The organism is Kineococcus rubinsiae, assembly GCF_011839805.1.
GTDB lineage: Bacteria > Actinomycetota > Actinomycetes > Actinomycetales > Kineococcaceae > Kineococcus > Kineococcus rubinsiae.
Genome location: NZ_VWPY01000099.1, coordinates 1 through 6,628, shown reverse-complemented (window position 1 = coordinate 6,628; position 6,628 = coordinate 1). Strand labels below are relative to the sequence as shown.

The window sequence follows — 6,628 nt, the reverse complement described above, 5'->3', positions numbered from 1 at the left end:
GGCTGGCGGGACCTGCGCCGCGCGCCCCACGCCGCGGCGGCCGCCCTCGCGGTGACCGCGGTGCCGGTGCTGCTCAGCCTGATGCTGCCGGGGGCGTTCCTGCTGCTGCCCGCGCTGTGGGTGCTGGCCCTGCACGCCGTGCACCGCCGCCTCGTCCTGCCGCGCGTCGCACGGGTGGACGGGGCGCCCGTGGACCTCGCGTCCGTGGACCTCGCGCCGAGTCAGCGGTGAGCCTGCCGCGCGCGCTGCTCGTCGGGGCCCACGGGCACGGCCGCGGGCACCTGGAGCGGTTGCGCCGCTTCGCCGACGAGGGGCGCCTCGAGCTCGCCGGGGTCTGCGACACGTCGGCGCCCGACGCGGAGCTGACCGCGCTGGCCGGGGGAGCGCCGTGGACCGACGACCTCGGCGAGGCCCTGCGCCGGGCCCGCCCCGACGTCGCGGTGGTCGTCACCCCCATCCCCACGCACGCCCCCATCGCCCTGGCCGCGCTCGCCGCCGGGGCGGACCTGCTGCTGGAGAAGCCGCCGACGGCCACCCTGGCGGAGTTCCACCAGCTGCAGGCGGCCGCCACCGCGGCCGGGCGCAACGTGCAGGTCGGCTTCCAGAGCCTGGCCTCGGACGCCCTGCCCTCGATCGCGGCCGACGTCGCCGCCGGGCGGATCGGCGCGCTGCGCGGCATCGGCGTCGCGGGCACGTGGCAGCGCGCCGAGGGGTACTGGAACCGGGCCGCGTGGGCCGGCCGGCGCACCCTGGGCGGGCGGCCCGTCGTCGACGGCGCCCTGACCAACCCCTTCGCGCACGCCGTGGCCACCGCGCTGCGCCTGGACGGCAGCGAGGACGCCGACGCGCTGGCCTCCGTCGAGCTGGAGCTGCACCGCGCCAACCCGATCGAGGCCGACGACACGTCCTGCCTGCGCCTGCGGACCGCGCGCGGCACGACCGTCGTCGTGGCCGTGACCCTCTGCGCGTCCGAGACCCGCGAGCCGACGGTCACCCTGCACGGGGACCGCGGCAGCGCGACGCTGCGCTACACGCGCGACGAGGTGACGTGGTCCACCGACCGCGGCGTCGCCGTCGAGCAGCACGGCCGCCGGGACCTGCTGGCGGACCTGCTCGCCCACCGCGCCGACCCCGCGTCCCCGCTGCTGGTGCCGCTCGCGGCGACCGCGGCCTTCACCACGGTCGTGGAGGCCGTGCGCACCGCGCCCGACCCGCGGCCCGTCGCGCCCGGCCTCGTGGACGTCGTGGCGGAGGGCGGTGAGCGGCGCTGCGTCGTCCGCGGTGTCGACGAGCTCGTCGCGGCCGCCGCCCACGAGCTCGCGCTGTTCTCCGAGCTGGACCCGCGGTGGGCGCTGCCGGCTCAGTCCGCCGGTGCGCCCGCCCAGGCCTCGGTCGAGGTGAGCACGGGACCGCCCGAGGCGAGCGAGGCCCCGATGGCGAGCCCGAGCAGCTGATCCTGCGCGGCCTCGGCCAGCGGGTAGGGGCCGGGGGCCTCACCGCGGGCCCAGGCCGCGGCGCGCAGCAGCAGGGTCGCCACGGCGATCTCCTCGTCCGACAGGCGTGCGCCGGGGAAGGGGTTGCGGAAGAGGACCTCCCCGTCCAGGGACAGGTGGTCCAGGTCGAAGCCCTGCAGGTCCTGGTGCAGGCCGGTCTGGCGGCGCTCGATCGTGGACGTGAGCACCGTGGTGGGGTCGGTGAGGCGCACGAGGCGGTCGTCGACGAGCTCGCCGGCGCTGCCGCGCACGACGAGGCGGCGGGTGCGCAGCGGGTTGCGGGTCTGGGTCTCGGTGAAGTCGTACAGGGCGCTGCGTCCGTCGCCGAAGTCGAAGGTCGCCACGGTGGTGACCTGCGGGCGGGGCTCGGTGCTCCCCGTCCAGCCGGCGCGGGTGATGGGGTCGGCCAGGGGTGCGGTGGTCGCGGTCGCGACGACCCGGGCGGGGCGGAACCCGACGCCGAGCAGCCCGCGCAGCACCGAGGTCGCGTGGTGCAGCTGGGTGGAGGAGACCTGCACCGAGGTGGGCTCGCCGAGCAGGCCGCGGCGGGTGACCTCGGCGCGGGCGGCGTTGTGAGGGGAGAGCAGGTACTGCTCGGCGACCTGGACGCGGGCGCCGGCCCCGGTGGCGTCCCAGAGGGCGCGCAGGGCGTCGAGGTCGGCGGCGGGTGGGGTCTCGGTGAGCACGGCCGCGCCGCGGGCGAGCAGCTCGCGCACGAGCCCGGGGGCGGTGGCGGCGGGCACGGAGACGACGACGAGGTCGGGTGCGGCGGCGAGCAGGCCGTCGAGGTCGCGGTGCACGGGCAGCCCGCGGTGGGCGGCGGCCGCGGCGGCGGCGTCGCTGCGCGCGAGGACCCCGGTGACCTCGACGAGGTCGGGCAGGCGCCGCAGCAGGTCCAGGTGCAGCCCGGCGCGGAACCCGCCCGCGGTCAGGGCGAGGCGGGCGGGACGCGCACGGTCGGTCACCCGTGCGACGCTAACCGCACCGAACGGTGCGCGCCGGACTCCCCCCTGCGCCGGAGCGGGCATCGGCCGGTCGGCGGACGCGCCCGGCACCGCCCGCCCGCCACGCTCGACGCGGAGGTCACCGCCCCGCCGGGCGGGGGACCGCGGACGACGAGACAGGAGGGGTGCAGATGATCGAGGCAGTGGGTCTGCGCAAGGTGTACGGCAGCAAGGTGGCGGTGGAGGACCTGAGCTTCACGGTCCGGCCCGGCATCGTGACGGGGTTCCTGGGGCCGAACGGCTCGGGCAAGTCCACGACGATGCGCATGGTCGTCGGGCTCGACCGCCCCACGGCGGGGCAGGTGCTCGTCGACGGCAAGCCCTTCGCGCAGGCGGTGGCCCCGCTGTCCACGATCGGCGCCCTGCTCGACGCGAAGGCGGTGCACACCGGGCGCTCCGCCCACCGGCACTTGCAGGCCATGGCCGCCACGGCGGGCATCCCGAGGTCCCGCGTCGACGAGGTCGTCGACCTCGTGGGCCTGCGCGAGGTGGCCCGCAAGCGCGCCGGCGGGTTCTCCCTCGGCATGGGGCAGCGCCTCGGCATCGCCTCCGCGCTGCTCGGCGACCCCTCGACGGTGATGTTCGACGAGCCCGTCAACGGGCTCGACCCCGACGGCATCCTCTGGATCCGCCACCTCATGAAGGACCTGGCCCGCGAGGGCCGCGCGGTGTTCGTCTCCTCCCACCTCATGAGCGAGATGGCGCTGACCGCCGAGCACCTCGTCGTCATCGGCCGCGGCCGGCTCATCGCCGACGAGACCGTGCAGTCCTTCATCGACCGCGTCCACCCCCGCGGCGTCACCGTGCGCTCGCCGCAGGTGCAGCAGCTGACCGACGCCGTCCGCGGCGCGGGCGGTTCGATCACCCCGTCCGGCGACGGCGCGTTCGAGGTCGTCGGCCTCACGGCCGAGCAGATCGGCGACGCCGCCCGCGACGCCGGGGTCGCGCTGCACGAGCTCACGACCGTCCGGGCCTCCCTGGAGGAGGCCTTCATGGAGCTCACCGCGGGTTCCCTGGAGTACCAGGCGCAGGGCACCGGCCCCGCGCCCACGCCGTCCGTCCCCGACGAGTTCTCGCGCACCGCGAAGGAGGTCGCTCGATGAGCGCCACGACCGGCCCGGCCCCCGTGCGGTTCCGGCCCACCGAGCACCGCGTCACGTTCGCGGGCCTGCTGCGCTCGGAGTGGATCAAGTTCTGGAGCGTCCGCTCCGTCGTGGTGACGATGGCGGCCGCGTTCGTCGCGATCGTCGGGTTCGGCATCCTCCTGCCGTTCGCGGTGGGTTCGCAGCTGTCCAGCCCCGAGGCCGCGCAGCAGGGGATCGACGCCACCTCCGTGAGCCTGCAGGGCGCGCAGCTGGCCAGCCTCATCGTCGCCGCGCTCGGCGTCATCGTCATCGCCGGCGAGTTCTCGACCGGCATGATCCGGACCTCGTTCGTCAGCGCCCCCGGCCGCCTCGGCGTCCTCGCCGCCAAGGCGATCGTGCTGGCGGTCACCGTCGCGGTCGTCCTGGGCGTCGCGGTGTTCCTGGCGTTCACCATCGGCCAGGCCGTGCTGAACCGGAACGACGCCGGGGTCTCGCTCTCCGACGACGGCGTCCTGCGCGCCGTGCTCGGCAACGTCGCGCTGCTCGTGGGGGTCGCCCTCGCCGGCCTCGGGCTGGGCGCGCTCATGCGGAACTCCGCGGGCGCCATCTGCACGATCCTCGCGGCGCTGTTCGTCCTGCCGCTGCTGCTGCTCGCTCTGCCGGAGTCCTGGGGCGGGCCGACGATCCGCGAGTACTACTTCGCGAACACGACGACGAACGTCATCAGCGTGACGCAGAACCCCGAGTACCTCGGTGTCGGCGCCGGCCTGGCCGTCTTCGCCGTCTGGGTCCTCGTCCTGCTCGGCTTCGGCGCCCTCAGCGCCAAGACCCGGGACGTCTGAGCCCGTGTCCCGGCGCGTCGTCGTCACCCTGCAGGTCCGGCCCGACCGGCTGGCGGAGTACCGCCGCCGCCACGCGGCCGTCTGGCCGGACATGCTCCGGGCGCTGCGCGACGCCGGGTGGGCGTCCTACACGCTGGACCTGCGGCCGGACGGCCTGCTCGTCGGCGTCCTCGAGACCGAGGACTTCACCGCCGCGCAGGCCGCCATGGCCGCGACCGAGGTCAACGCCCGCTGGCAGGCGGAGATGGCGGAGTTCTTCGTCGAGCTGCCGCAGGGCTCGCCCGACGCGTCGATGGTCCCGCTCGAGCGCGTCTTCGACCTCGACGCCCAGCTCGCGGAGCTGGGCGCCGAGGACGGCTGAGCCGGACCCGACCGAGCCGGACCCGACTGAGCCGGACCGGCCGCAGGGGCTCAGCCCAGGGGGAGCAGGGTCCAGTCGCTCGAGAACTCGAGGCCGCTGCGCTTGACCATCTGCGTCACGGGGCAGCGGCGCTCGGTCTCGGACTTCAGGCGGGCGAACTGCTCGGCGTCGGCGTCGCTCTGCAGGGTGACCTGCAGGGTGACGCGGTCGAAGTTCGCGTTGCCGTCGGCGCCGCCGCCGATGACGGAGGGGTCCAGGTCGCCCTGCACGTGGAACGTCCAGGTGCCCAGCGCGAGGCCGAGGTCCTTGGCGACGATGGCGCCCGTCACCTGGTTGCAGGACGTGAGCGCGCCGAGCACGTAGCTCAGCGGGCTGGGGTGCGCGTCGTCCCCGCCGAACGACGGGTACGTGTCGGCGTGGAACACGTGCTGGTTCTCGCCCGCGACCGTCAGGGTCTGCGCGACCCCGCCGCCCTCGGCGTCCAGCACGAACGGGACGGTCTTCTTCGGCGCTGCCATGCAGGTTCTCCCTCGGGCCCGACGCGCGCTGCTGCGCGTCCGCCACAGGGTAGGTGAAGCTTCACCTGGCTGGCCGGGCACCGTCGACCTAGTGTCCGCACATGAAGCGAACCCTGCGCAGCGCCGCGCTCGCCACCGCCGCCACCACCGCCGTCTCCGCCCTCCTCCTCGCCGCGCCCACCGCGGCCACGGCCGCCGACCGCCCGACGTGCTTCCCCGGCACCGTCTCCCTGCCCACGGGGTCGCTGCCCGAGGGCATCGCCGCCGGGCGCGGCACGACGTACTACGCCGGCTCCCGCGCCGACGGCAGCATCGTGCGCGGGGACCTGCGCACCGGCCGCCGCACGGTCCTCGTGCCCGGCGTGGCCGGCCGCGTCGCCGTCGGCATGGTCTACGACGCCCGCACCGACCGGCTGTGGGTCGCCGGCGGCGCCACCGGGGCCGTCACCGCCTACGACGGGACCACCGGCGAGGAGCTCGGCCGCTGGACCGTCCCCGGCAGCGGGTTCCTCAACGACGTGGAGATCACCCGCGGGGCGGCCTACGTGACCGACTCCTCCGTGCAGCGCCTCGTGGTCGTCCCGCTCGGGCGCCACGGGAAGCTGCCGGCCGCCGACGGCGCCACGACGCTGCCGCTGACCGGGGACCTCGTCTACGGCGCCGGGTTCAACGCCAACGGCATCCGCGCGCTGTCCGGGGGCGCGCTCGTCGTCACCCAGAGCAGCACCGGCGACCTGTACCGCGTCGACCCCCGCACGGGCGTCACCGACCGGATCGAGGTCGCCGGCCGCGACCTCACGGCCGGGGACGGCCTCGTCCTGCGCGGCCGGACCCTGTACGTCGTCTACGGGTTCTCGACCGACTCCGCGGCCGTCGTGCGCCTCGCGCCCGACGGCCGCAGCGGCAGGGTCGTCGGCGAGGTCGGCGACCCCGACCTCGACCGGCCCACGACCGGGATCCTCTCCGCCGGTGCGCTCTACCTCGTGAACGGGCGCTTCGAGAACCCGTCCCCGGCCACGGCGGACTACCAGGTCGTGCGCGTCGACCTGCGCTGACGCCTCAGGTCGTCAGCGTCCCGGCGGCCGGCCCCGTCCCGTCGGAGAGCGTCGTCCCGTCGGAGAGCCCCGTCCCGTCGGGGAGCGTCGTGCCGTCGGGCAGCGTCGTGCCGTCGGGGACGGTGCCCCCTCCGCGGCCGCCGGGGCCCGGCCGGCCGTCGGCGCCGCCGAACGGGGAACCGTCGGAGGCGGGCACCGTCGCGCCGCCCGCGTCGGGGGCCGAGGCGTGCCCGACCGCGAAGCCCCCGGCGCCGCCGGCGAGCACGAGGC

The 6,628-nt window shown here is 76.2% G+C and carries 8 protein-coding genes and 1 pseudogene; 6 read left to right on the top strand and 3 right to left on the bottom strand.

Annotation, left to right across the window (positions count from 1 at the left end; all coding sequences use genetic code 11):
* Both F1544_RS22790 and F1544_RS22785 read left to right on the top strand, forming a co-directional pair.
* Nucleotides 1-231, top strand: a 231-nt coding sequence (locus F1544_RS22790; RefSeq protein ID WP_167588498.1) for a hypothetical protein, incomplete at its 5' end; no start/stop codon positions are given.
* Nucleotides 228-1,454 (top strand): Gfo/Idh/MocA family protein, encoded by a 1,227-nt coding sequence (locus tag F1544_RS22785; protein ID WP_167588497.1) that lies wholly within the window; start codon nucleotides 228-230, stop codon nucleotides 1,452-1,454. The genes F1544_RS22790 and F1544_RS22785, both read left to right, overlap by 4 nt.
* Here F1544_RS22785 and F1544_RS22780 read toward each other — a convergent pair.
* Nucleotides 1,361-2,458 (bottom strand): Gfo/Idh/MocA family oxidoreductase, encoded by a 1,098-nt coding sequence (locus F1544_RS22780; RefSeq protein ID WP_208972458.1) that lies wholly within the window; start codon nucleotides 2,456-2,458, stop codon nucleotides 1,361-1,363. The genes F1544_RS22785 and F1544_RS22780 overlap by 94 nt on opposite strands.
* Before the next feature lie 170 nt (nucleotides 2,459-2,628).
* Between F1544_RS22780 and F1544_RS22775 the strand changes: the two genes are divergently transcribed.
* From F1544_RS22775 to F1544_RS22765, 3 genes are read left to right on the top strand one after another with little or no spacing between them, the layout of a single operon-like run.
* A complete protein-coding gene (locus tag F1544_RS22775) occupies nucleotides 2,629-3,600 on the top strand; it encodes an ATP-binding cassette domain-containing protein (protein ID WP_167588495.1) in 972 nt (323 codons plus the stop codon).
* A complete protein-coding gene (locus F1544_RS22770) occupies nucleotides 3,597-4,424 on the top strand; it encodes an ABC transporter permease (protein WP_167588494.1) in 828 nt (275 codons plus the stop codon). Before F1544_RS22775 ends, F1544_RS22770 begins: the two co-directional genes overlap by 4 nt.
* A gap of 4 nt (nucleotides 4,425-4,428) precedes the next feature.
* The gene (locus tag F1544_RS22765) at nucleotides 4,429-4,785 is read left to right on the top strand and encodes an L-rhamnose mutarotase (protein WP_167588493.1); all 357 of its coding nucleotides are present in this window, start codon (nucleotides 4,429-4,431) and stop codon (nucleotides 4,783-4,785) included.
* A gap of 50 nt (nucleotides 4,786-4,835) precedes the next feature.
* On the opposite strand, the gene F1544_RS22760 is transcribed toward F1544_RS22765, so the two are convergent.
* Complete coding sequence (locus tag F1544_RS22760; RefSeq protein WP_167588492.1) at nucleotides 4,836-5,303, bottom strand: OsmC family protein; 468 nt, start codon at nucleotides 5,301-5,303, stop codon at nucleotides 4,836-4,838.
* A 101-nt stretch (nucleotides 5,304-5,404) separates the two neighbouring features.
* On the opposite strand from F1544_RS22760, the gene F1544_RS22755 reads away from it, so the two are divergent.
* Complete coding sequence (locus tag F1544_RS22755) at nucleotides 5,405-6,358, top strand: NHL repeat-containing protein (RefSeq protein ID WP_167588491.1); 954 nt, start codon at nucleotides 5,405-5,407, stop codon at nucleotides 6,356-6,358.
* Between the two features lie 4 nt (nucleotides 6,359-6,362).
* Here F1544_RS22755 and F1544_RS22750 read toward each other — a convergent pair.
* Nucleotides 6,363-6,628: pseudogene (locus F1544_RS22750) on the bottom strand (hypothetical protein); the annotation flags it as partial.